General features: G+C 57.1%; 12 protein-coding genes and 3 pseudogenes. 8 read left to right on the plus strand and 7 right to left on the minus strand.

The genetic code is table 11. The features are described 5' to 3' along the window. Positions 1 to 247: 247 nt before the first annotated feature. Both ACR0ER_RS24660 and ACR0ER_RS24665 read right to left on the minus strand, forming a co-directional pair. Complete coding sequence (locus ACR0ER_RS24660) at positions 248 to 658, minus strand: GtrA family protein (RefSeq protein ID WP_170336863.1); 411 nt, start codon at positions 656 to 658, stop codon at positions 248 to 250. After that, complete coding sequence (locus tag ACR0ER_RS24665; protein ID WP_480771129.1) at positions 651 to 1,664, minus strand: glycosyltransferase family 2 protein; 1,014 nt, start codon at positions 1,662 to 1,664, stop codon at positions 651 to 653. Before ACR0ER_RS24665 ends, ACR0ER_RS24660 begins: the two co-directional genes overlap by 8 nt. Before the next feature lie 303 nt (positions 1,665 to 1,967). Here ACR0ER_RS24665 and ACR0ER_RS24670 point away from each other — a divergent pair. Then, a pseudogene (locus tag ACR0ER_RS24670) lies at positions 1,968 to 2,501 on the plus strand (IS6 family transposase); the annotation flags it as partial. Positions 2,502 to 2,520: 19 nt separating this feature from the next. On the opposite strand, the pseudogene ACR0ER_RS24675 reads toward ACR0ER_RS24670, so the two are convergent. Beyond that, positions 2,521 to 3,731: pseudogene (locus ACR0ER_RS24675) on the minus strand (IS110 family RNA-guided transposase). 255 nt (positions 3,732 to 3,986) lie between these two features. On the opposite strand from ACR0ER_RS24675, the pseudogene ACR0ER_RS24680 reads away from it, so the two are divergent. Both ACR0ER_RS24680 and ACR0ER_RS24685 read left to right on the plus strand, forming a co-directional pair. Further along, positions 3,987 to 4,164 (plus strand): annotated as a pseudogene (locus ACR0ER_RS24680) (DDE-type integrase/transposase/recombinase); the annotation flags it as partial. Positions 4,165 to 4,643: 479 nt separating this feature from the next. Beyond that, complete coding sequence (locus tag ACR0ER_RS24685; protein ID WP_480771130.1) at positions 4,644 to 7,430, plus strand: bifunctional aconitate hydratase 2/2-methylisocitrate dehydratase; 2,787 nt, start codon at positions 4,644 to 4,646, stop codon at positions 7,428 to 7,430. 64 nt (positions 7,431 to 7,494) lie between these two features. Here ACR0ER_RS24685 and ACR0ER_RS24690 read toward each other — a convergent pair whose 3' ends face one another. Continuing rightward, positions 7,495 to 8,721, minus strand: coding sequence for an HlyD family secretion protein (locus ACR0ER_RS24690; protein WP_480771131.1), 1,227 nt, complete (start codon positions 8,719 to 8,721; stop codon positions 7,495 to 7,497). Further along, the gene (locus ACR0ER_RS24695) at positions 8,714 to 9,052 is read right to left on the minus strand and encodes a hypothetical protein (RefSeq protein ID WP_480771132.1); all 339 of its coding nucleotides are present in this window, start codon (positions 9,050 to 9,052) and stop codon (positions 8,714 to 8,716) included. Before ACR0ER_RS24695 ends, ACR0ER_RS24690 begins: the two co-directional genes overlap by 8 nt. 189 nt (positions 9,053 to 9,241) lie before the next feature. On the opposite strand from ACR0ER_RS24695, the gene ACR0ER_RS24700 reads away from it, so the two are divergent. The 5 genes from ACR0ER_RS24700 (at position 9,242) to ACR0ER_RS24720 (ending at position 16,494) form a co-directional block, all read left to right on the plus strand. Beyond that, a complete protein-coding gene (locus ACR0ER_RS24700) occupies positions 9,242 to 10,138 on the plus strand; it encodes a LysR substrate-binding domain-containing protein (RefSeq protein WP_480771133.1) in 897 nt (298 codons plus the stop codon). A gap of 85 nt (positions 10,139 to 10,223) precedes the next feature. After that, complete coding sequence (locus tag ACR0ER_RS24705; RefSeq protein ID WP_480771134.1) at positions 10,224 to 12,278, plus strand: ABC transporter substrate-binding protein; 2,055 nt, start codon at positions 10,224 to 10,226, stop codon at positions 12,276 to 12,278. Positions 12,279 to 12,350: 72 nt separating this feature from the next. Then, positions 12,351 to 13,358 carry an ABC transporter permease gene (locus tag ACR0ER_RS24710; protein WP_480771135.1) on the plus strand — a complete coding sequence of 336 codons (1,008 nt, stop codon included), beginning with the start codon at positions 12,351 to 12,353 and terminating at the stop codon, positions 13,356 to 13,358. Between the two features lie 3 nt (positions 13,359 to 13,361). Then, positions 13,362 to 14,510 (plus strand): ABC transporter permease, encoded by a 1,149-nt coding sequence (locus ACR0ER_RS24715; RefSeq protein WP_480771136.1) that lies wholly within the window; start codon positions 13,362 to 13,364, stop codon positions 14,508 to 14,510. Position 14,511: 1 nt separating this feature from the next. Next, positions 14,512 to 16,494: a dipeptide ABC transporter ATP-binding protein gene (locus tag ACR0ER_RS24720; RefSeq protein ID WP_480771137.1), complete on the plus strand. Its 1,983-nt coding sequence runs from the start codon at positions 14,512 to 14,514 to the stop codon at positions 16,492 to 16,494. Positions 16,495 to 17,055: 561 nt separating this feature from the next. Here the strand turns inward: ACR0ER_RS24720 and ACR0ER_RS24725 are convergent. Continuing rightward, positions 17,056 to 19,569, minus strand: a complete 2,514-nt coding sequence (locus tag ACR0ER_RS24725) for a CoA transferase (protein WP_480771138.1) — start codon at positions 19,567 to 19,569, stop codon at positions 17,056 to 17,058. 96 nt (positions 19,570 to 19,665) lie between these two features. Next, positions 19,666 to 21,327 (minus strand): GMC family oxidoreductase, encoded by a 1,662-nt coding sequence (locus ACR0ER_RS24730; RefSeq protein ID WP_480771139.1) that lies wholly within the window; start codon positions 21,325 to 21,327, stop codon positions 19,666 to 19,668. Positions 21,328 to 21,464 lie beyond the last annotated feature (137 nt).

Below are 21,464 nucleotides of genomic sequence, written 5' to 3' on the forward strand. Positions count from 1 at the left end.
CGAACTCCGACCGTTTCAATAATTCGCCCAACTGGCAGGGTAAAACGCTCACCAATTCCACCGATGTTCTGCATCCAAAAAGCTTGCGACAAAACCAGTTGGCAATGCCTTTTGAAGTCTATTGTATCAAACCGGTTCAGAAACGACTTCTGCGCTAAGTACACGAGCCCAACCAAAAGCAGCGCAAGTCCGCATAACAAACAGTTTGCGAACTCAGGACTTCTTTATTTAGCCACATGTTATCCACTCACTTGAAGACAAGAAACCGACTCATCAGAAAAAACACACCTGTGTAAGCCACCATGGCCGGAAGTTGTGCAATGCCTGGCGACAGGTCCATCGCGATCCCACCATGTAGGACGGCCAAGTTTACTGCCAGGCTGACTCCAAAACAGAAAAGAAATTGGATTGCGCGCTTGGCACTTGGCCTACGATTGAAAGTAAACTTGGAGTTTAGGAGAAACGAACCGCACACAGCGACGCAATGACCAATCACATTGGACACTCCCGGCGGTGCACCGACAACGAATAGAAAACCGTAGAAAACTGTCAAACCGACAAGCGTATTTACAACGCCAACAAGACCGAAGGTAACAGCTTGCCGTAACAAGTCATTCAAGGGGGATTGCTTGGCGGTATCTGTGGCCGGCTTAGTCACATTTGAACGCCTTTTCGGTGTCGTTGGTCAATGCGGCGTCTGTGCCGCTTGAATGATCACTATCAGACTTCGCCAGTACATCTTGCACAAAGTACAGCGGGCGTCTCTTGGTTTCGTTGAAGATGCGTCCAAGGTATTCGCCAATCACGCCCAGAACCATGAGTTGGACGCCGCCGATCAGCGTGACAATCGCGATGAGCGACGGGAAGCCATCAACCGGATCGCCAAAGAAAATCGCCTTTAACACAATGTAGGCACCGTAAAAAAAAGCAAACATAGCCACCAATAGCCCAAGGTAGGTCGACAGTTTCAGCGGCAGTATGGTGAACGATGTGATCGCTTCGAGGGATAAGTTCCAAAGCCTCCAGTAGCTCCACTTTGTTTCATCGGCAAAGCGAGGATCGCGGTCGTATTCAATTGCGATCTGACGAAAACCCACAACTGCAAACAGGCCCTTCATAAAACGGTGCTGCTCACGCAGTTGAAGCAAAGCATCTAGAGATTTCCGGTCCATCAAGCGGAAGTCACCGACATTGGCAGGAAGTTCGACCTTTCCACCGACCCGAGTCATAGCTCTATAGAACAGGGCAGCGGTTTTTTTCTTGAGCCATGTTTCACCTGCACGGCTGCGACGCCGTGCATAGACAACGTTATATCCCTCGCAGTGTTTATCTATCATTTCAGGTATCAGCTCGGGCGGGTCCTGCAGATCGGCATCAATGGGAACCACTACGTCTCCGCGCGCGTGGTCCAAGCCGGCTGATAAGGCGATTTCTTTGCCGTAATTGCGGCTCAGATCAACTACCTTAACCGAAACGTTGTCGTTCATGAGCTCGCGCAAGCGATCTAGCGTTTCGTCTGAACTGCCATCGTTTACATAGACGATTTCCAGTTCGATACCGTCGATTTTACACGCTGCTTTCGTGCGCTTATGAAACTCAGCAATACCACTTTGTTCATTAAAGCAAGGCACGACAATGGAGAGCAGCAAAGATACGATTCCCACAAATCACTCAGGGTCAAACACCGCAGCCTAAACATATCTATCGCAAGTTCAACAGAACTTAAGGTTTTCAGTTGACCTGTCCCAGCTCTGGCTCTCCAGAAGCAACCTATTGCTTGGTCGATCTCACCACCGTCTGATTTGCCCCTGGTCCACGGAAGAACCTGTCCGCGGCGGTTCTGTCGCAAACACTGGCGGTATCAAAGCAGTCAACAAAAGGATGTGTCGCAAACTTTGGGTCTTGATTGACGAGCCTGCAGATTTCGACGTCTGCTATTCGCGTATTTTTCTCCAACAGGTTTCAGCATGATTTCCTTGAAAGGCTGTCATTTTCCCAAGGATGCGATTTTGTACGCTATATACTTCTACCTGCGGTACACAGTTTCCTATCGTGACTTGGAAGAGATCATGGCTGAACGCGGTGTGCGAGTTGACCACGCCACATTGAATGGGTGGGTTGTGAAATACTCGCCGATAGTCGCTGCTCGTGCGCAATCAAAGAAGCGCTCAACTCCCAGTTCTTGGGGAATGGTCGTAACCTACATTCGTGTGCGCGGGAAGTGGATGTGTCTCTATCGAGCGGCCGACAAAGCGGGAAACACCCTTGATTTCATGCTGTCCGAGCGACGTAATCGTCCAGCAACCACCAGGTTCTTTGCCAAAGCGCCCTCCTCAAACGGGATCCCGATCAAAATCGTCATAGACAAGAGTGGCGCCAATGCAGCTGGCATTCGAGAAGTGAACAGAACCCTGAAGCGGTTCGGCTGTCCAGCCAAAGTACAGACGATCAGGTCAAAATACTTGACGGATGTATTTGATAAGAACTTTTTGAGGCACCGCGCCCTTGTCTTTGGGTGAGCTACTGAGGTGCGACGGGCTTTGCCATCGGAGATTTCTGTTTCCACTTTATTACGAAACGCCGGTAAACGCTCTCCGCGTGACCGACAGCTTCTCTCTCCCGATCGCGCACTGATTTGAGGCTGTAGTCGGCAGCTGAGTCTTTCGTTCTTCCACCGCGGTGAGAGGGGTAGCCAACCGTCAGTTCCAGCTTTCTGAGACTTCCAGTCTAACAAAGCGGGACGGCTCCAGACGTATTCTTCGCCCCTGGATAGCATGTGCCAGACGAACACTGTCAGTTTGCGCGCAGTCGCCACCGCCGCGATTTGGTTGCCTCGCTTTTCCCGGATCCTCCGAAAGAAGGCTCTTAATGGTCCGGGTGTACGGGAGACCGACCAAGCCGTTTCAACCAGCATCGCTCGCGCATGGGACCGGCCCTGCTTTGTAATGCGGCCATGATACGCAGCTTTGTCACCCGATTGGCGAACCCGGGGATTGAGACCGAAATAATTGACGAGTTTCTCCGGAGACGAGAAGCGCCCGTTTTCGCCAATCGCCGCCACAACACTCAGAGCAACGATCATGTTGACGCCGGTGATTCTCATCAGCTGTTTTACGCGCGGCTCCTGAAGCGCTGTCTGTGCAAGGTCTTCATCGATCAGTTTGAGTTCGCGACCGCCAGTTCGCTGGCATGACGGAGGATGACGCGTCGCTGGTCTTGCTCGACTGGTTGTGCCTCCAACCACTTCCTCCCGCGCTTTGTAAAAAGAGATGCATTGTACGGCGGGATCAAATTGGCATGCAGCACTGAATGGATTCTGTTCTTGAGACGGGTCATCTGGGAAACCAGCTGCACCCGCTCAGCAACGACCCGACGCAGCCGTTCCGTTTCTTCATCCGGCATCCAGACTTCTGTCAGAAAGCCACTGGCGTGAAGCTTCGCCAGAACGCTCGCGTCGATCTTGTCGGTCTTGACTTTGGCCTAGGCGATAGCTCGAACGAGTAGTGGGTTTGAGATGACGACACGGCTTACAAAGGCGACAGCAGCCGCACTATGGCCTTTGTGTTGACTGTCGCTTCCAGGACGATCTCGTCCTCGATATTCAGCCGCTCTGCAAATTTCAGGATGTGTTCACGCACAAGCTCAAGGCGACCTTCGTCCCGGATCTTGCCATTCTCCAGGACCGCCACCTGCGCAAAGGTGCGATGCACTTCAAAGGCAATGATTTTCATGACTGGCTCCTTTCCATGGTCAGCAACCAAGGGAGCCAGCGGGCTACACGACAACTACGGATCCGCGCTCGCAGCACAACCGGGCAAGTCGAAGGGGCGGCCAGATAGCAACTCGAGCTCACAACTCATCAGATACTTCGGCCTGCCCGCCATTCGTGCTCCAAACGCCCCAATCCCGGTGGACCAATAGTAATCCACATCGAAGCCTTCAAAACCTCCGATTGAAGCGTCGCGGTCACTCATGCCGGATAATACATCGTGGAACAGGACCACCGGTTCATCAAACGTCGCATCCGGCACATGTGTGGGCTTCAAGTCTTTCGCTTCAGCCGCATCTGTCCTGGCAGGCATAGAACTGGTCAACATGATTTGCAAAGGTCAATTCACGTCCGGACTCCGACCGTTTCAACAATTCGCCCAACTGGCAGGATAAACTGCTCACCAATTACACTGATGCTCTGCCTTCCAAAATGTTTGCGACAGAACCAGTTGGCAATGCCAGAGATAGAGTCTGTGCGAACGCGATTGGTTCTTTAGGCCGAAAGCCAGTTCAAGGTTTTGTTCTGAGGTGCGTGATACCATTGCCCGTTTTACTCTGTCTTCGGAATGGAGTGACTTGCCGAGTTTCGGAAGAGTTCGCATAGACCTTATGAAGTGTATGAGGCCGCGTCCGGCATCGCTCTCAAAACCACTGACCAGAATATCTGGCCCATCGCAGGTGAGTGCCGATATCCAAGTTTCACACTTACCTTCACCCCACCGGAAGGCAAAGGAACCGATCATGTGCGCGAAGATGGTCCCTTGATATTTCCCGCTGAATGGTATACCGCCGCATACAAATGAGTGCCGGGGCTGGTCAGAGCGCCGCGAATCCGGCACATAGCGTCACCAATTGCAAACAGCGGATCAGCCATGAGCCTTTATACAGACTACCTCAGCGAAATCGAAACCCGCAAAGAACAGGGGCTGCACCCCAAGCCCATCGATGATGGCGCCCTTGTCAAAGAGATCGTCGATCAGATTAAGGATGCCGGCAACGAGCACCGGGCGGAGTCGCTGCACTTTTTCATCTACAATACGCTGCCGGGCACAACCAGCGCCGCAGGTGAAAAGGCGAAGTTCCTGAAAGAGATCATTCTGGGCGAGGCCGTGGTTGAGGAAATCTCGGTTCCCTTCGCGTTCGAACTGCTGTCGCACATGAAAGGCGGACCCTCGGTTGAGGTTCTGCTGGACCTGGCGCTGGGTGATGACGCTGCGATTGCAGGTCAGGCCGCCGAGGTGCTGAAGTCTCAAGTCTTCCTGTATGATGCCGACACTGATCGGTTGAAGGCCGCGTTCGAGGCTGGCAATGCGGTGGCGAAGGACATTCTGGAAAGCTATGCCAAGGCCGAGTTCTTCACCAAGCTGCCAGAGGTCGACGAAGAGATTGAAGTTGTCACCTATGTTGCGGCTGAGGGCGATATCTCGACCGACTTGCTGTCGCCGGGCAATCAGGCGCACTCGCGCGCTGACCGCGAGCTGCACGGCCAGTGCTTTGTCACCGAGAAAGCGCAACAGGAAATCGAAGCGCTGAAAATCCAGCACCCCGGCAAGCGCGTGATGCTGATCGCCGAAAAAGGCACCATGGGTGTGGGCTCGTCGCGGATGTCGGGCGTGAACAACGTGGCGCTGTGGACCGGCAAACAGGCCAGCCCCTATGTGCCGTTTGTCAACATTGCGCCGGTCGTGGCCGGTACCAATGGTATCTCGCCGATCTTCCTGACCACCGTGGGCGTGACCGGCGGAATCGGCATCGACCTGAAGAACTGGGTCAAGAAGGTCGACGAAGATGGCAATGCAATCCTGAACAATGACGGCAACCCGATCCTTGAAGAGGCCTATTCGGTCGCAACCGGCACGGTTCTGAAGATCAATTCCAAAACCCAAAAGCTGCTGAGCGAAGAGGGCGAAGAGCTGGTGGACGTATCCTCGTCCTTCACGCCGCAGAAGGTTGAGTTCATGAAGGCGGGCGGGTCTTACGCCATCGTCTTCGGCAAGAAGCTGCAGACATTTGCGGCCGAAACTCTGGGTGTCGAAGCCCCGCTGGTCTTTGCCCCCTCGAAAGAAATCAGCCACGAAGGTCAGGGCCTGACTGCGGTTGAGAAGATCTTTAACAAGAATGCCGTGGGTACCACTCCGGGCAAGACCCTGCACGCCGGTTCGGACGTGCGTGTGAAGGTCAACATCGTTGGCTCGCAGGACACCACCGGCCTGATGACCATGCAGGAACTTGAGGCGATGGCGGCAACCGTCGTGGCGCCCAGCGTGGATGGTGCTTATCAGTCGGGCTGTCACACCGCATCGGTCTGGGACGCCAAGGCGCAGGCCAACACGCCGCGCCTGATGAAGTTCATGAACGACTTCGGTCTGGTTACCGGCCGCGACCCGAAAGGCGAATACCACGCGATGACCGACGTGATCCACAAGGTGTTGAACGACATCACCGTGGATGACTGGTCAGTGATTATTGGCGGCGACAGCCACACCCGGATGTCCAAAGGCGTGGCCTTCGGAGCGGACTCGGGCACTGTTGCGCTGGCGCTGGCAACCGGTGAAGCCTCGATGCCGATCCCGGAATCCGTCAAGGTGACCTTCAAGGGCCAGATGGCCGAGCACATGGACTTCCGTGATGTGGTGCACGCGACTCAGGCGCAGATGCTGGAACAGCATGGCGACAACGTGTTCCAGGGCCGCGTGATCGAAGTGCATATCGGCACGTTGCTGGCGGACCAGGCCTTTACCTTCACCGACTGGACGGCCGAGATGAAGGCCAAAGCCTCGGTCTGTATCTCGAATGACGACACCCTGATCGGTTCGCTGGAACTTGCCAAGTCGCGCATCCAGATCATGATCGACAAGGGTATGGAGCATGAAAACGGCATGCTGCAGAAGCTGATCAACATCGCTGATGCCCGCATTGCCGAGATCAAGTCGGGCGAAAACCCCGCTCTGCGTCCCGACGACAGCGCCAAGTACTTCGCCGAGGTTGTTGTCGATCTGGATCAGATCGTTGAGCCGATGATCGCTGACCCGGACGTCAACAACGCCGACGTCTCCAAACGCTATACCCACGATACGATCCGTCCGATCTCGTTCTACAACGCGGAAAAGACCGTGGATCTGGGTTTTGTTGGCTCGTGCATGGTGCACAAGGGGGACATCAAGATCGTCGCCCAGATGCTGAAGAACCTGGAAAAGGAAACTGGCAAGGTCGAATTCAGGGCCCCGCTGGTGGTTGCGGCCCCCACCTACAACATCATCGACGAGTTGAAGGAAGAGGGCGACTGGGAAGTGCTCGAGAAATACTCGGGCTTCGAGTTCGACGACCTGTTCCCGAAAACGCAGGCGCGCACCGAGTATGAGAATATCCTCTATCTCGAGCGTCCCGGCTGCAACCTCTGCATGGGTAACCAGGAGAAAGCTGCCAAGGGTGACACGGTTCTGGCCACCTCGACCCGCCTGTTCCAGGGTCGCGTCGTGGCGGATGCGCCGGACAAGAAAGGCGAAAGCCTACTGGCCTCAACCCCGGTTGTCGTGCTGTCGGCCATCCTGGGCCGGACACCAAAGATCGAAGAGTACAAGGCGGCGGTTGAAGGCATCGACCTGACCAAGTTCGCTCCGCCGGTTGTACCGGGAAACACCAACTCGGCGCACTTCTAAAGTTTTTCAGGCCGGTTCAAAATGAACCGGCCTGATTTTTTCCAACACGGTGTTCAAGCGCCTGTCAGTTAAACACCAACGCCTTGACCGGCAGCAGGATGGCCTGCGCCCGCAGAACAATGGCGTTGGCGATCCCCATCCCATCCACGATCCGCGCCACAAAGGCAGAGAACCCTGTGATTTCTCCGGCCTCGATTTCTTGCGCGCGGCTGGTATAGGCGACCCCAACGCAGGCGCTGCCGAGCGGGATGTGATCCAGATGAGCGGGAAAAATCGGTGCTAGAAAAGCTGTCACGCTACCGGGGCGGGCGCGGTCCTGCAGGTCCAGCAGCGCATCTCCGGGCCGGAATTGACCGGCGGCAATGGCATCTTGCACCTCATCGACGACCATCGGAATGATCTTCAACGGTTTGGCCGCGCAGGTGGTTTCCACCAGCATGCCCGGCTTCAGAACACTCACCGATATCTGACCAAACGCGGCGACGAAACGGCCTTGCCCGGTGACATCGGGCACCAGAATACCTGCGGGCCGCAGGATCGGATTCACAATATCGCCCGGTTTCAGAAGGAACTGAGTTACCGTTCCGTCGACCTCGGCAAAGACGGTGGACTTGTCGATTTCGGCCTCGGCTTCGGCCAGAACGGCGCGGGCGCTGTCGCGTTGGGCTGGCAGCAAGGTGCTCTGGCGCAGTTTGATTCCGTCGAGCGCGGCAATCGCAGCGGCGCGCTGGCCGTCGGCGCGGGAGACAGCCGTTTGCAAGCGTTCAAGTTCTTGTTCACTGACAGTCGCGTTGTTTCGCTCAGCCAGCGATTGGCGACGCTCCTGATCATCCGTGGCCTGACGAAAATCGGCCTCAGCCGTATCAAGCTGTGCTTGCGCGGCAGCGATATCCGCAACCATCACGCCAAGGGCAGCGTCAACCTCTTCGATTTGGCGTCGGGCGGTTTCAGCCGCAGCCTCTTGCCGGGTGGTGTCCAGCCGGAAGATGGCCTGACCCGCCGTGACGGTTTCATTGTTGGTCACATAGACCTCGACCACGCGGCCTCCGCGATCCGACAGGATGGTTATGGTGCGAAAGGCGGCGGTCACATTGCGGGTGGAGGGATGGAAGTAAAAGATGACGGTGATCAGGGTCACGGCCAGAATGGCACAGGCGGTTAGACCCCAGCGCAGCTCGTACCAGATGTTGAACAGAGTGATTTCCTGGCCCCACCGTTTGCCCTGCCCATACCGGCGATAGAGGTAATCCGGAACAATCGTGATCAGGGCCGAGAATATGAGCTCAAGCATCCGAACGCTCCGACGGCGCGTTCTTGCCCTGCAAAGGGAAGATTTCGTGCAGCGGCACGGCGGCGATCAGAATGGCTGCGATCCAGAACGCGTTGTTCAGGGTGAACAGCGAGATCAGCCCCAACACACCCACCAATTGCATTTGAACCTTATGCGCCCCGGCGGCCATCCTGTCGGGAATGGCTTGGATGGTAAAATAGAGCGCCCCAAACCCTAGCAAGACAAGGACAAGCAGGATGCCGACGACAATCAGAAAGCCATCCGTCTCACCCGGCGGTGTAACCCAGAAGGGCAACCGCGCCAGCGCCTCATCAGAAAGAGAGCTGTCCATGCAAACCCCCGTTTTTTAAATGATCTATGGAAAGGATACGCGCTTATATTCAATAAAATCAATGTTGCTGCCTGTCGCGAGCCTGTGATCAAAGGCAACAGGCCGCATCATGCGCCATGGATCACGCGCGCTTTTCATCTATGGTGGCGGCAAAGCGCGGTGACAACGGGTGGACGCATGAAATCGAAAATGAGCCTCAAGCAATTGCAGGCCCTCGAAGCGGTTGTCAGACAGGGCAGTTTCACACTGGCTGCTAAAGAGCTTGGCGTGTCGCAGCCGACTGTATCCAATCTGGTCTATTCGCTTGAGCAGCAGTATCAGTGCCGGTTGCTGGACCGGTCCGGTTCGGTGATCACCTCAACCCCGTTGCTGAACAAGATCCGCGGTGACATTAAGGCGCTGATCGCGCTGCGTGACAGTATCGACACGGTTCTGACCTCTGAACGTGACCTGCATTCCGGCAGTTTTCATATCGGGTATTCGACCTTTCAGATCGCCATCCCGCTGATTTCAGAGTTTGTGCGCGAGTATCCGGCGGTTGATGTGAGCGCCCGTGCTTTGGCCACGCATGACCTGCTGCCGTTGCTCTATTCCGGTGAATTCGACGTCGGGCTGTTCACCGCAAAAGAGCTGCCGCCCGATCTGGCCGGGGTCAAGATTTCGGAAACGCGGATCGGGCTGATCGTGCCCGAAGATCACCCGCTGGCTGCTGCCGATGCTGTTGGTTGGCAGGATGTCGAGTCGCTGAAGCTGATTCAGCGCGAACCAACATCCTCGACACGGCGGATTTTCGATTCTGCGGCGCGGCTGCGGGGGGCGAAACTGACGACGATTCTGGGTTTGGGATCGTGGGGGTCCATTCGGACACTGGTGGATTCGGGAGTTGGTGTGGGTGTGGCCGCGGCGCAGGAATGCGAAGGTGAACCCGGTATCAGGTTTGTACCCATTGAAGACAAGAACCTGATAGTAGGCTACTTTCTGGCATGTCTACCGGCAATGCGCCAAACCGCCGCCGTGTCCAGTTTCTTTAAGATCACAGGAGAAATCCACGAATGTGAAGCTTTTGTGTCGCCAAAAGCGTCATAGCGTTTTTCTATATACGCCTGACTATCATAAATTTGTTAACTTCGGAGCCTAGCACACCCGACGTCACAAATATGTTGGGATGGTTATGAAACTTCGTACCTCACTGCTCTCGTTTACCGCTCTGGCTGCTTTGGGCACGCCGGTGTTGGCCAATTGCCCCGCTGCCACCGTTGCGGACCCCATGGGCCTGAGCCCCGTTCACCCGCAGCAGCTGGAACTGGCTGAACTGCAGGACGCGGCCTCGTGTGAATTGAACTTCGCCGAAAACCCCGCAATCGCCGAGCTGAACGGCCGAATTCTGGGCAACGCCGAACTGGCCCCTGTTGCCGAGCGTCTGCCGGCCGAGCCGCTGGTGGTCATGCCTTATGACACAGTTGGTCAGTACGGCGGTGTCATCACCGGCCTGTCCAAAGGTACGGAATCGGGCACTTCGGACCTGCTGTCGGTTCGGCACGTCAACTTCGTGCGCTATGCCGACGACCTGCAGACCGTCGTTCCGAACATCGCAAAAGCCTGGTCCTGGAATGACGACTACACCGAACTGACCATCGTACTGCGCGAAGGTCACAAGTGGTCGGATGGTGAGCCCTTCACTGCCGCCGACGTCGAGTTCTGGATGAATGACGTCATCTACAACACCGATGTCTACGATCAGGCCCCCAATCGCTGGCTGTTTGCCGGTGAAAAGGCACAGGTCGCGGCGGTTGACGCCACCACCGTCAAGTTCACTTTCCCGGTTCCGACCCCGGGCATTCTGAACCGCTTTGCCGTGGATTACGGCCAGCCGTTCCAGCCCAAGCACTTCCTGGGCCAGTTCATGCCCAAGTACAACGAAAACGCCGAAGCGCTGGCGCAGGAATACGGCTTTGAAAACGCCGCTGCTGCTGTTGACTTCTACTATGGTGGTTCCGACTGGAAAGACGTTCCCAGCCCGCTGCTGAAGGACGCCGACAAAGCCGCCAAGATCGGCCGTGCGGTTGTCCCGACGCTGGAAAGCTACATCGTGGTCGACGAAAATGCCGAAGGCCGCAAGCTGGTGGCGAACCCTTATTTCCACCAGGTCGATACCGCCGGTAACCAGCTGCCCTATATCAACGAAATCGTTGAGACCTATGTGGGCGACAAAGAGGTCCAGAACCTCAAGATCATGAACGGCGATGTGGTTTGGAAACAGCAGGCTGTCTTCCTGGAAGACTTCCCGCTGCTGAAGGAAAACGAAGGCAAGGGTGGCTACACCATCAACTTCGCCCCGACCTTTGGCGAAAACGTCTTCTACTCGTTCAACCGTACCCATCAGGATCCGGTGCTGCGCGAAATCTTCAACGACATCCGCTTTAACCGCGCCATGTCGAAGGCGATGAACCGCGACGAGATCAACGAGATCGTCTATCTGGGGCAGGGTACTCCGATGCAGGGTGTGCCTGCGGAACCCAAAACCGTGTCCTTCGTAACGGACGAGGTTCTGAACCGCGACATCGCCTATGATCCCGAAGGTGCCAAGGCGCTGCTGGCCGAAATGGGCCTGACAGATGCGGATGGCGACGGTACTCTGGAACGTCCCGATGGCAAGCCGCTGGTGATCCGTCTGGTTTACTCGTCGCAGGGTGTGCCGGTGAAGATGCAGGAGCTGGTGCGTGACTACTGGAGCGCCGTGGGTGTCCGCGTCGATCTGAAAGAGGTCACCTCGGACGAGTATCGCGCATCGGGCAACAACAACGATCTGGAAGTGACCACCTGGAAATACGACGGCAATGCCGGTCCGACCATCAGCCAGGACGTCACCGTCTTCATCCCGCCGTTTGGCGATGTCTTCAACCCCGGCACCGGTTTTGACTGGGCCGCGTGGAAAACCACCGGTGGTGCCGAAGGCATCGAGCCGCCGGAAGACATCAAAAAGCTCTGGGACCTGAGCGAGAAATTTATCCAGGTGGAAATGGGTACCGACGCAAGCAACAAGTTGGGCGCAGAGATCGTTCAGATCCACACCGACAACATGCTGAAAATCGGGACCGTCGGCGACATCGTCTCTCCGTTCCTGCATCGCAACGACCTGCAGAACGTGAAGCCGATCAAGTCGAAAACCTACGACTTCTACTGGACCTATCCGTACCGCCCCTCGCAGTGGTGGTTGGAGCAGTAACTCAGACAAACGTCTGAACGAAACGCCGGAGCGCAGCCCACCTGCGCTCCGGTATCGGCCTTGGACGGCCTGATGGGGGACTTCGTTTTGCTGAGATTCACTCTGGAACGTTTTGTTGGAATGGTCATCACCATGGCAATGGTGTCGGTGATGGTCTTTCTGATCATGGAGCTACCGCCCGGCGACTATGCCGACCGGTATGCTTTTCGCAAGTATTCCGGCACCGGGGTGAATGTCACTGAGGCGGATATCGAGGCGATCCGGCGCGATCTGGGTTTGGATAAGCCCATGGTGCTGCGCTATTTCGACTGGATCGGAGGCATCGTCCTGCACTGGGATTTCGGGCAGGCCTTTGCCTTTGAAACCTCGGTGACCAAAGTCATCGGCGACAAGGTCTGGCTGACGGCCGGTATCCTGTTCGCCACCCTCCTGCTGACCTACATCGTATCGATCCCCATCGGCATTTTTGCTGCGGTACGACGTGGGTCAGCAGTCGATTACGGCCTGACGGTGTTTTCCTATCTTGGGCTGGCGCTGCCGAACTTTCTGTTGGCGCTGGTGATGCTGTATTTCGCCAACCGCTGGTTCGGGGCCGATATCGGCGGGTTGTTTTCGGCCCAGTACCGAGACGCGCCATGGTCCGCAGCCAAGGTCTGGGACATGATGAAACACCTGTGGCTGCCTGCGGTGGTGCTGGCCTGGTCGGCGGTGGCCTATCAAATTCAGACCGTGAGGGCGACCATGTCGGATGAGCTGAACAAGCTGTCGGTCACCGCCGCCCGCGCGCGCGGTGTGCCCGAGACCAAGCTGCTGATCAAATACCCGGCGCGTCTTGCGATCAACCCTGTGGTCTCGACCATCGGGTTTGACGTGAACCGCATCTTCTCAGAGCTGCCAATCGTGGCCGTGGTTCTGGGGCTGACCGAACTGGGTGAGCTGCTGCTGAGGGCATACCTGGACCTCGACATGAACGTGGCGGGTGCAATCCTACTGATGCTGACCTTTGCCATCGTGTTCATGAATTTCTTTTCGGATCTATTGCTGGCGTGGCTGGACCCGCGCATCAAATTGGGGGCCTGATCCATGACTGACGCAACCCAACTTTCGGCCGCCGAAGCCAAAGAGCGCGAACGCCAGCTGAAATACTATTCGGCCTCGCAATGGACGCTGATCTGGTGGCGGTTCCGCCGCCACCGCGCCGCGATGCTGGCGGCATCCTTGCTGGGCTTGATGGCGCTGGCCGGTATCTTTGCCGAGTTTGTCGCCCCCTATGGTCCGGTGAGCCGCGACACCAAGTATATAGAGGGCGCGCCGCAAATCCCGCGTTTCTGCGATGCGGGCGGCTGTTCGGTCGTGCCTTTTATAAACGGCACCAAAACCGAGCGCGACCCGGTGACCCTGCGCGCGATATCGGTGCCGGATCCCGAGGTGCGCCACTACATCAAGCTCTTCGTCAAAGGTGAGCGGGTCAAGCTGCTGGGCTTCATCCCGATTGACCGCCACCTAGTCGGCCTCAGCCCCGATGCGGATCAGAAAATCCATTTCTGGGGCACCGACGATCTGGGCCGCGATGTGTTCAGCCGAACGATCTATGCCACCCGCACATCGCTGTCGATTGGGGTAATCGGGGTGCTGATCTCGTTCGTGCTGGCGCTGATCATCGGCGGGATCGCGGGCTATTTCGGCGGCATCATCGACAACGTGATCCAGCGCGTGACCGAGGTGATCCGGGTGGTGCCCATCATTCCGCTTTACATGGGACTGGCTGCCGCCATGCCCAAGGAATGGTCGACCACGCAAGTCTATTTCGCGATGACGCTGATCCTTGGCCTGTTCGGTTGGCCGACACTGGCGCGACGGATTCGATCCCAATTGCTATCGATCCGGAATGAGGACTACGTGGTCGCCGCACGACTGGCAGGTGCGCGTCCAGGCCGGATCATCGCCCAGCACATGCTGCCCAGCTTTACCAGCTTTATCATCGTCGATTTGGTGATCAGCTTTCCTTACATGATCCTGTCGGAGACGGCGCTGTCCTTTGTTGGGCTCGGCCTGCGTCCGCCCTCGGTCTCGTGGGGGGTTCTGCTACAGCAGGCGCAATCGGTGCGGGCGATCGAACAGACCCCGTGGCTGTTTATTCCCGCGATCTTTGTCGTGGTGGCCGTGCTGGCCTTTACCGTGATTGGTGACGGGGTGCGCGACGCTGCCGACCCCTATGCGGAGGCGCGTTGATATGACCAAAATCCTTGACGTAGAAAACCTGTCGATCTCGTTCCGCACGGATGAGGGACTGATTACACCGGTTCGAAATGCGTCCTTCTCGGTCGAGAAGGGAAAAACCCTTGGGATCGTGGGGGAATCGGGTTCGGGAAAATCGATCTCGACCAAAGCGGTCATGCGTCTGCTGCCTAACACCGCGACGATCGGAGAAGGCTCGCGCATCGATTACTACGCAAAGAACGGCCAAAAGATCGAAGTACCCAGCTTGCGCTCAGGTGATCCGACAATCGGTCGTTTGCGCGGCGGTGAAATCGGTATGATCTTTCAGGAACCGATGGCCAGTTTCTCGCCCGTTTACACAGTTGGCAATCAGATCACCAAAGCGATCAGGTTGCATCGCAAAGTCGGTCGCCGCGAGGCGCGCGAGATTGCCGTCGATATGCTAGACCGTGTTGGTCTGATCAACCCGTCACAGCGCGTCGATCAGTATCCCCATGAACTGTCCGGCGGTATGCGCCAGCGTGCCATGATCGCGCTGGCGTTGTCGGCCGGGCCAGCCTTGTTGATCGCGGACGAGCCGACAACGGCGCTGGATGTCACGATTCAGGCGCAGGTTCTGAAGTTGATGAAAAAGTTGCAGGAAGAATTGGAAATGGGGATGATCTTCATCACCCATGATCTGGGCGTTGTGGCTCAGGTCGCCGACGATGTTGTCGTCATGCAAAAGGGCGAAGTGGTCGAGCGCGGCACTGTGCGGGACGTGATCCGCAATCCGCAGGAGGACTACACCAAACGTCTGCTGGCGGCGATCCCGCGACTGGACCGCGTCAAACCGCCTGCAGCACTGACCGGCAAGAAACATCGCCCCCTGATTGATGTGAAAAATCTGGTGGTCGACTTTGACGTAAAGACCAAACGCATGTTCCGCACGGATATCACCAAGGTCCGTGCAGTGGATGACGTCAGCTTTACTATCAAAAAAGGCGAGACCGTTGGTTTGGTGGGCGAGTCCGGCTCGGGCAAGACGACGGTTGGTCGGGCGATCCTGCGCGCCATTGATCCGTCAGATGGCGAGGTCGTGTTTCACCGCAAGAAAAAGGGCGACATTGATCTGGCCCATGCCAGCGCAGAGGAACTGCGCGCGGTACGTTCCAAGCTGAACATGGCGTTCCACGAAGGCCCGGTACATGTCCACTCGCTGGGGGGCGACCTGCTGCGGTCGTTCCGGCCCGAGATGAGCCTTGTGTTTCAGGACCCGTACTCGTCGCTTAACCCGCGCATGACAGTCCGCGATATCATCGCCGAACCTCTGGTTGCCTCGGGGCTGATGAGCAATCGCGATGAAATTGACGCGCGTGTGCGTGAAATCGCGGAGCGCTGCAAGGTCGAGCTGGAACACCTGCGTCGGTTCCCGCACGCGTTCTCGGGCGGTCAACGGCAGCGGATCTGTATTGCCCGCGCCCTGGTGTCCAAGCCAAAGTTTGTGGTCTGTGATGAATGTGTTTCGGCGCTGGATGTGTCCATTCAGGCCGAAATCGTGGATTTGCTAAAGAACATCCAGGAAGAAATGGGTGTCAGTTTTCTTTTCATCGCCCACGATCTGGCGGTTGTAGCGCAGATTTCGCACAGCGTCGCGGTGCTGTATCACGGCAAATTCGTCGAGTACGGACCGACCGAAAAAGTGTTTTACTCACCTCGTCACCCATACACTCAGGCACTGCTCAGCGCGGTGCCGCACCCGGACCCGGACGCGGTTTTTGCACCGATCCGACTGGAGGGCGGGTTCCGTCATCCGGTTGCGACGGTGTCCGGAAAAAAGGTCACTTTAACCGACGCGCCAGCGGGGTTCGATCCAAACTCGGCGCCGGTTAAACTGGTCGAGATCGAAGAGGGGCACTTTGTGGCGTGTCACTATGTGGAGGAGATGCCTTTACAGAATCCTGGTCTAGCATCAGAGATTTCTGCCCCCGTGCGAGTAACTGGCACGGTCGCATAATTCTAGGTCAGGGCAAAAGCGTGGGACCTGGGTCGCATTACATCAGGTCCTGAACCAACGGATTTAGGAAAAGGCAGCGCAGAGTGTCGGCTAGGAGGTTTCCTTGACGCATGGTCGTTCCCGCTCTTCGATCTGTTGCCCTGAGTTCAGTTTGTCGGTCAAAACGACAGGAGCGACGTGGATCAGCCCGATATCCTAATGCGCCTATTGCGTCTTCACGTCGGTAGGGCGCCATAGCGACTTGAAGCCCACACCAAGTAACCGATGATTGCACGACGGAAGCGAAAACCTTTCAGGCGAAGCATCCCGGTCGAAATCTTCATACCCAGCTGACAGCGGGAAGGTTCACAAGGCATCTCGTTGATACCATTGCGGTCACTTTGGCGGGTGGGGCGTTTGTCTGGCTCGCCAGTTAGAGGGCGGGCGCAACGTCGTCTGCATCGCGTTCTTGCCAAAAGCACCAAGTGGCCGCAGCTCCTTGTTGAGCAGCTCGGTTACGGCCAAGTACCAAGGTAGGGCGACACCAATTACTTTAGGTGTCGCCCTGACCATGTTTGCAGATCAACTTGGCAGGTATTCTTGGCTCCAGCTTTCGCTGACAATGCCATGTAACAGCATTTTCTCGATTTCGGCGTCTTCGTAGCCAAGCTCTTGCAGCACAGCGCGTGTCGAGGTTCCGAACTTCTCCGCCGGTTTCAGCGCATAGACAGTGCCGCGTACAGGGCGGATCGCAAATGGATCCAGTTGCGTGATGGTGTGGCCGCTTGGGTGATCTTCATGAACCGAAAACGAATAGCTGCCACGGTCGGTGCCCGGCGTTCCATCTGCTGGGCGTGCGTTATACGACCGGATCGTTTCGATGTTCTCGCAGATGGTTCCGCCAACATCGGCGGCCTGCAGGCGTTCCGCCCAGTCGCTGGCCCGTGCCTGATAGAACGCATTGGCCAAAAACGCTTCACGGTCTTCGACTGCGACATCCTCGAACCCTTCCAACCCCTCGACCGTAGCCAGCCTTGGGACGTCCGATTCATAAGCGCTCAGCAGAATAAAGCGGTCCGACGAGGTGTAGTAGAAACGGGTCAGCGCATCATAGCCGTTGATTTCTTGCCCGGCGGGTTCATCGAACAGGCCCCGGCGTTCATAGTCATAGCAGAACGGGATCTGTGCAAGACCGCTGAGCGCGGCCAATGAGGTGCGCGGGCGTCCGACACGGCCGGTTTTCAGCTTTTGATACAACGCAGCGGCAACACCCAGCGACCCGCCAAAACCACACATCACGTCGATGGTGCCGACATGGGCATGCTCTTCGGGGGTTTCCATCGATCCGCCGAACCGCAGCATGATGCCGGTGGTGGCCTGTACCAGATCGTCATAACCAAGGTAGTTCGATCGTGGTCCGCGACGCACACCACCAAAGCAATCCATCTTGCAGAAGATCGCATCCGGGTTCAGTTTGGCCAGGCTCTCGCGGTCCAGCCCCATGCCCTGCACTTGCGCATCCGTGGCGTTCCATACGATTACATCGACGGATTTCACCAGCTTCTCGAAGACCTCGCGCCCCTCGGGTGATTTCATGTCGGCCAGAACTGACCGCTTACCGTTGCCGTGGGACAGGCTGAAGATCACCGTGTTCCAGCAGTCATAGAACGGCGTCGCCGGGTCCAGCTTAATCACCTCGGCGCCAAACCGGGCCAGATAGGAGACTGAATGCGGGCCTGCGATGACGTTGCACAGATCAAGGATGCGTACGCCGTCCAGCCAGCCGGTCTGTTCTTCCTCGGGCACGGGATCGGGCACAGAAGTCTCTTGCGCCTTCAAAGCAGCCAGGGCGGTGTCGAATTCGACCCATTCACGCGGCTTGGGCTCCAGCATTTCCTCGCCGGATTCCTCAAGCCAAACCATCGGGCCGGGCTGGGTCATGGTGCCAAACTCTGGGTCTTCGACCTCGACCATCAGACCGGCGGTTTCGGCGTGGTCGTCGTGGATCCATTCCTGCAGCCAACGCTGGGGCGCGCCTGGGAATTTGCCACGTCCAAAGATCTTTTCCCATTCTTTTGAGGTCCGGGTCAGGAACACTTCTTTCATCCGCTCGGCAATCCGGTCGGCCCAGTGTTTTGGCAGCGGGTAGACGCCTAATGACACGTCGTTTTTCCATTCGCTGACAGGCAGATAGGTGTCTTCTTCCTCGGTCAGGCCTTCCTCGACCAGCTCGTCATAGATGCCGAGCTTTTTGAGGCAGCGTTTGGCGTGTTGCTTATGGCTGGGGCAGACCACATAGAACATGCGGCCGTCCTTGCACTTGTAAGACCGATAGAATGGGTCCAGCAATTCCTGCAGATCTTCATACGAAACGTTCATCGGCAAACCTTCGATCCGGCGGCGTTCAATCTCAAACTCGCGCTGGGTTTTGTAACGGTCGGGGTAGTCGTCGATCTTGATCGAGTTGTAGCTGAGCCCCTCCATAACGGCCGAGGCCAAGGGCACCTCGATCTGGTCGCCATATCCAGTACGTTCACGAGATTGCAGCGCCAGTACCACCGAGGATGCGGCCAGCATGGTGCCATAGGCCGAAGCCAGCGGCAGCGGCGAAAAGGACGGGTTGATGCCCATCAGCACCCGATTCAGGCCCATATCGGTGAACACACCGGACGAGGCCGCGATAACACTTTCATAAGCGCGCCAATCTCGGCGCAACTCGTCATTCGAGGCGAAGCCGGGGATCGACAGGGTGATCAACTCGGGGCGTGCCGCGCGTAGTTCTGCAAAGCCCAGCCCCATGCGGGTCATCACGCCGGGGCGGAAGCTTTCGACCAGAATATCGGCCTCGGCGATCAGGTCGCGTACCTGTGCCATGCCGTCATCGGTCTTCAGATCCAGCGTCACGATCAGTTTGTTGCGGTTCAGCGTTGCGTTGGCCGGGCTTTCCCAAAGCGGGCCATTTGGCATCTCGACGCGAATGACCGTCGCACCAAAATCCGCAAGGATCATGGCGACAGCAGGGCCGGCAATATACTGACCAAAGTCGATGACTTTGACACCGGCGAGCGGCAGATCAGAGGACGATTGAAGTGTCATGTGCATTATTCCTGCAATTCTACGGGCGCTAGCAGCCCGATCTGACGAAAAAGACCCGGGTCCGCCCATGAACCCGGGGCCACTTTTTTGGTTGGTTTACCGACCTTCCTGAATCCAGCGCGCGGCTTTCTCCGCGATCATCAGGGTCGGCGCGTTGGTGTTGCCGCTGGTGATCTCGGGCATGATGCTGGCGTCAACCACGCGCAGGCCCTTGATGCCTTTGACCTTCAGGTAAGGGTCGACCACTGCGCTTGGATCATCGTCACGCCCCATTTTCGCAGTCCCAACCGGGTGGAAGATGGTGTTGGCGATGTCGCCTGCCAGCTTTGCCAGTTCCTCGTCGGTCTGGAACTGAACACCGGGTTTCCATTCCTGCGGATTGTATTTCTTCATCGCAGGTTTGGACATGATCTCGCGCACCTGACGCAGGCTGTCTGCAGCAACCTTACGGTCGTCGTCCGTGTCCAGATAGTTCGGAGCGATCATCGGCGCATCGGTGTATTTGTTCGAGCGGATGCGCACATGACCTCGACTGGACGGGTTCAGGTTACACACGCTGACGGTGATGGCGGGGAATTCGTGCAGGTCTTCACCAAAAGCTTCAAGGCTTAGAGGCTGCACGTGATATTCCAGGTTCGCATGAGCCCGGCCTGGGTCGGATCGAGTGAACGCCCCCAGTTGGCTGGGCGACATGCTCATCGGGCCGGAGCGTTGCAGTGCGTATTGCAGGCCGATCTTGGCCTTACCCACAAGGCTGTTGGCCAGAGTGTTCAGGGTTTTGGCCCCGTCCACCTTGAACACGGCACGGATCTGCAGGTGATCCTGCAGGTTTTCGCCAACGGCAGGCGCGTCCAGCACCACGTCGATGCCGTGGGATTTCAGGAAATTGCCACTACCGATACCGGACAATTGCAGGATTTGCGGCGAGTTAATCGCACCTGCGGACAGAATGACCTCGGCCGAGGCATTCACGGTGACCGGTTGCCCCGCGCGGCGCACAACTGCGCCGGAACAGCGCGTCGCGCCATCGGCGGTGGTGTCGAAGGTCAGGCGTTCGACCTGAGCTTCGGTCCAGATGGTCAGGTTCTGACGCTCTTTCGCGGGGCGCAGGAAGCCTTTCGAGGTGTTCCAGCGCCAGCCCGATTTCTGGTTCACGTCAAAATAGCCAACCCCGGCATTGTCGCCCGCGTTGAAATCATCGGTGGACTCGATTCCGGCCTCATTGGCAGCCTCGGCGAAGGAATCCAGCACGTCCCAGCGCAGGCGCTGTTTTTCCACGCGCCATTCGCCGCCATGGGCGTGCAGGTCCGAGAACCGGCTGTTGTCGCCGGTTTTGGGATCGGCCCCGTTGTCCAGCTTGTAGTGGTTCTCATGCGCCTTGAAGTCGGGGAGCGAGTTCTCCCAGCTCCAGTCGTCCTCACCACTCAGCTTGGCCCAATTGTCATAGTCCCGTGCCTGACCCCGCATGTAGATCATGCCGTTGATTGAGGAACATCCGCCCAGTGTTTTGCCACGCGGGTAGCGCAGGGCGCGGCCGTTCAAACCTTTGTCGGGTTCGGTCTGATACAGCCAGTCCGTACGCGGATTGCCGATACAGTACAGATACCCAACCGGGATATGAATCCACGGATAGTTGTCCTTTTTACCGGCTTCCAGCAACAGGACTCGTTTGGACGGGTCCTTGCTGAGGCGATTGGCCAGCAGGCAGCCGGCGGTGCCGGCCCCTACAACGATGTAATCAAACGTTTCCACAGACATGGTAAAGCTCCAGGATCAGCGGGCTACGGGCATGTTGAATTCAGCGCCTTTGGAGATGCTCTCGGGCCAGCGCTGCATGATGGACTTCTGCTTGGTGTAGAAGCGGACGCCCTCTTCGCCATAGGCGTGGGTGTCGC

Source organism: Ruegeria sp. CH8 (genome assembly GCF_056536985.1).

Bases quoted from the DNA above. Each gene is read 5' to 3' on its own strand.
- ACR0ER_RS24685 (WP_480771130.1), top strand. From the start codon at position 4,644: ATGAGCCTTTATACAGACTACCTCAGCGAAATCGAAACCCGCAAAGAA.
- ACR0ER_RS24690 (WP_480771131.1), bottom strand. From the start codon at position 8,721: ATGCTTGAGCTCATATTCTCGGCCCTGATCACGATTGTTCCGGATTAC.
- ACR0ER_RS24695 (WP_480771132.1), bottom strand. From the start codon at position 9,052: ATGGACAGCTCTCTTTCTGATGAGGCGCTGGCGCGGTTGCCCTTCTGG.
- ACR0ER_RS24700 (WP_480771133.1), top strand. From the start codon at position 9,242: ATGAGCCTCAAGCAATTGCAGGCCCTCGAAGCGGTTGTCAGACAGGGC.
- ACR0ER_RS24705 (WP_480771134.1), top strand. From the start codon at position 10,224: ATGAAACTTCGTACCTCACTGCTCTCGTTTACCGCTCTGGCTGCTTTG.
- ACR0ER_RS24710 (WP_480771135.1), top strand. From the start codon at position 12,351: ATGGGGGACTTCGTTTTGCTGAGATTCACTCTGGAACGTTTTGTTGGA.
- ACR0ER_RS24715 (WP_480771136.1), top strand. From the start codon at position 13,362: ATGACTGACGCAACCCAACTTTCGGCCGCCGAAGCCAAAGAGCGCGAA.
- ACR0ER_RS24720 (WP_480771137.1), top strand. From the start codon at position 14,512: ATGACCAAAATCCTTGACGTAGAAAACCTGTCGATCTCGTTCCGCACG.
- ACR0ER_RS24725 (WP_480771138.1), bottom strand. From the start codon at position 19,569: ATGACACTTCAATCGTCCTCTGATCTGCCGCTCGCCGGTGTCAAAGTC.
- ACR0ER_RS24730 (WP_480771139.1), bottom strand. From the start codon at position 21,327: ATGTCTGTGGAAACGTTTGATTACATCGTTGTAGGGGCCGGCACCGCC.